Raw genomic sequence first — 3,630 nt, forward strand, 5'->3', positions numbered from 1 at the left:
GCATCGCACAGCCCACCAGATTTCGGAATCACCCGTCAGTGACACAACACTAGCGTCTCATGTTCCTCGCGGGGTCGTAGCGTATGCAGTCGCCGCCCTCTTCGGGGACATTGTACCTTCAAGGGACAGGGTTGACAATCTATCGATACTGCTGGCGAATGCCTCACGGGCAGCTTGGAAGCGTCATGAGCTTGGTGAATCCGGATTGACGGGTTTGCGCGAGCGGTGTGCCGCCGAACCAAGCACCGAGCCGGATGAGGTTCATGGCGGCCGCGGTCAGCACATGCTGCAGATGGGTCTTGGCCAATCCGATATACCGGGAGTGCCGCAGGTGCAGGACCCGGACACCCGCCGAGATCGTCCCCTCGATGCCGGCGCGCTGCTGATACTCCTTTGAGAAGGCGGGCTGCGTTTCTCGCTCGCGAGCCGCCTCCAGCGTTTCGTGTTCCTCGCGTGGCCGCAGCGTCAGAAGGCGTCGGCCGCTCCGAGTACACTGTGGCTTCAAGGAACAGGGTCGACAATCTGTCGTCGAGAAGCGAACCTTAAAGGCAGTCCGCCCCTGGTGGTAGTCGGGGCTCCAACTCTTGCTCTGATGCCCTGCCGGGCAGGTTGCCACTTCGCGATCCCAGTCGAGGAGAAAGTCCTGCACGGTGAAGCCCTCGCCGGATTGGGCCTGCCACTGGTAATCCTTGGGGGCCGGCCCGAGGAGCCTCACGCCTTTCTTCCGGCTGGCGACAAGTTGGTCGGCCGCGACATAGCCGGCATCGACAAGATGGGTGTCGGGCAGCAGACCTTTGGCCTCGAGCGCCTCATGGATGTCTTCGAGAGCGTCGCGATCGACGACAGGTGCCGGCGTGGTCTCCACATGCGTGATCAAATGCGGTCCACCCTCGTCGCAAGTCTCAGTCAGATGCACCTTGTAGCCGATCCAGATCGTTGACTGCTTCTTCGCGTAATGCACCTCCGGATCATAAGGTGAAGCAACCATCAACAGCGAGGGTGGAAACCCCTCCTGTTCAGTCCGCCATCGCACCAAGGGGGCAGCCTCAGGTCCGGCGGCTGGGGCATCGCCAATGATGGAGAAGTTCTGGAGCCAGGCCTGCCGCAGCAACTCAACAGCCGGGATCTGCCGCAGCCATATTGGCGCACCAGGAGCCATGATGGCCGCAAGCAGCTGATGACCATCGCGACCAATCTGCTCGGCGTGGGCTCGCCGCTTCGCCTCGCCTTGCGGTACCTCGTGATCGCCCGCCCGCCGGTTATAGCGCTCCAGCCAGGCCGGATCGGCTTGGCTGCGCAGCCACTCGGGTGGCGCCATGGCCAAGGCGTTCAGGGCAGCTCGCAGTGTCTCTGTCACACACTCGAGGCGGTTCAGGAAGCGGACGGCTCCGAGCACATGGGTCGAGTCAGTGCGCTGCCGGCCACGGGCGCTCACCAGCTTCAGGTCACGGCAGAGGGCCAGGAGAGTGTCGAGCAGATGCTCTTCTGCGCCTCCGGCGACAAGACGACCGCGGAACTCGCTGAGAACCGAAGCATCGAAGCCAGGGTCGGTCAGTTCCAGGCCGAGCAGATACTTCCAATCGATGCGCCCTCGGACGGCCTCGGCCGCCCGCCGATCAGAGAGGTTCTCGGCGAACTGCAGCAAGCTCACCAGCGCCAGCCGCCACGGGCATTCGGCCGGCTGCCCGCAAGGGGCAAAGAGGGACGCGAACTGGGCGTCAGTAAAGATCGTCCCAAGATGGTCACGCAGGCGCAGATAGGGGCTGCCATGCGGGAACGCGGCACGCGCGATGTCTGCCGTAGCGGCCGGAACATCACGGCACGGGGTCGGGCGGAGCGACATGAGGACCTCCGGGATGGTGCTGCCCCCTCAAACCCAGAACGCCAATCCCTACCTCCAAGGCTCCGGCCCATTCCTAAGAAACAACGAGTTCGGTTGAGGCGAGCTCTGCCTTTTCCAGGACATAGCCGAGCGACTTGGCGCGGCGGCGAAGATTGCTCAGCATGCGCTGCCGATAGCGTTCCTCGTAGTACGCCGCCCCCGGATCGGCGTAGGCCATTCCGTGACGGAGCGTGTTGTAGACCAGCACCGCGATCTTGCGCGCTGTCGCCGTGATCGCCTTGACCTTGCCGACCCGCGCGGCCAGCCGCCGGTAGAAGGCGCCCAGCGCAGTCTGGGTGCGCCCGATCGCGCCCGCGGCCAGCCGCAACAGTGCCGCGACCCGACTGCCGGAGCGGCGCGTGCGGCTCGACAGCACCTTGCCCCCGGAGATCTTGTTGTGCGGCGCGAGGCCGAGCCAGGAGGTGAAGTGCTGGGCGCTCGGCCAGGCCGCGAGATCCGGGCCGCACTCGCTGACCAGCTTGAGCGCCAAGGAGGGGCTAATCCCATCGATCTGGGTCAGATCGACCCCAAGGATCGCATGCAGGGCCGCGCGCACCGGCACGGCCGGCTCATGGGCCTGCGGCTGCGCGCGGCGGGGCGGCGGCAGCGGCACTGCCGGGGGCGGGCTCTGGGCTTGCAGGCGCTCCAGCACGGCCGCGATGCGCTCGTCGCAGGCGGCCACCTTGGTTTGGTAGACCTCATACAGCTCCAGCGCCTGGGCCAGGGCGAAGACGTGCTCCTCCCGGTCGTTGCCGACCAGCGCAGCGCGCAGGGTCGCGAGCGGGGTCTTGCAGCGCCCGTCGCGCAAGGCGGCCAGGCGGTCGGGATCGCGCTCGCCCGCCACCAGGGCCCGGATGATGCGCAGCCCCGTCTGGCCCGTGATGTCGGCCACCACGTGATGGAGCTGCAGGTTCATCTGGGTCAGCGCCTTCTGCATGTGCTGGATGTGGGCAGCGGCAGCTTCCAGGAGGCGCTCGCGCTGGCGCAGATAAGAGCGCAGGGTGGCGATCTCGCCCTGCGGCTGGAAGCTGGCCCGCAGGAGCCCGTACTCATGCAGGCGCTGCAGCCACTGGGCGTCGCACACGTCCGTCTTGCGGCCCGGCACCTGCTTGACCTCGCGGGCATTGACCACCACCATCGCGAAGCCGCGTTGGGTGAGGATCTCGTAGAGCGGGATCCAGTAGACCCCAGTCGACTCCAGGGCCACCGTGGTGACCCTGCACTGCTCAAACCAGGCGGCGAGGCGCTGCAGGTCACCCGTGAAGGTGCCGAAGGTGCGCACCGGCTCGGGATCGCAGCGGGGCGAGACGGCGGCCGCATGGGGATGGATCGGGGCAAGATCCCGCTGCAGGTGGGACGGCGATTTGCGCGGCATGGCAGGCTCCTCCTGGCTGACATCAGCGGAGGGCGGGGCTGCGCGAGATCATCACATTCCTAACCGGGATCGCCTGGGCGTCACCACTCTCAAGTGCGCAGCAGCCCGTGGACCATGTTCGCCGTCGGGGTTGGGACCACCACATTCACATCGGCCACTCCCCTCCGCAGCCGATCATAGGGCACCCTGTTTCTCCCGCCACAGGCGGATTGAAAATTCGCGCCCGTTCGCCAGCAGTATCACGCGAGGGAAGATCAGGAGAATCCGGTGATCCCGCCGCGCCATTTTGAGAGCCACCCATTCCCGCTTGGGCCAGATTATAGCGCGACGATCTGGATGGAGAGCGCGGCGATCAGGGTAGTGATTTGCTGTC

General features: G+C 65.9%; 2 protein-coding genes. Both read right to left on the reverse strand.

What is annotated here, in order from left to right:
* Window positions 1-163: 163 nt before the first annotated feature.
* On the reverse strand, window positions 164-1,843 hold the full coding sequence (locus OC446_RS29750) for an IS1182 family transposase (protein WP_262032496.1): 1,680 nt from the start codon (window positions 1,841-1,843) through the stop codon (window positions 164-166).
* Between the two features lie 73 nt (window positions 1,844-1,916).
* Entirely contained in the window at window positions 1,917-3,257 is a 1,341-nt protein-coding gene (locus OC446_RS29755) for an IS110 family transposase (RefSeq protein WP_262032497.1), read from the reverse strand.
* Window positions 3,258-3,630 lie beyond the last annotated feature (373 nt).

It is taken from the genome of Microvirga sp. Mcv34 (genome assembly GCF_024519725.1).
Lineage (GTDB): Bacteria > Pseudomonadota > Alphaproteobacteria > Rhizobiales > Beijerinckiaceae > Microvirga.

What these genes read in the sequence shown, in the direction of transcription:
- OC446_RS29750 (WP_262032496.1), bottom strand. Translation starts at nt 1,843, where the DNA reads ATGTCGCTCCGCCCGACCCCGTGCCGTGATGTTCCGGCCGCTACGGCA.
- OC446_RS29755 (WP_262032497.1), bottom strand. Translation starts at nt 3,257, where the DNA reads ATGCCGCGCAAATCGCCGTCCCACCTGCAGCGGGATCTTGCCCCGATC.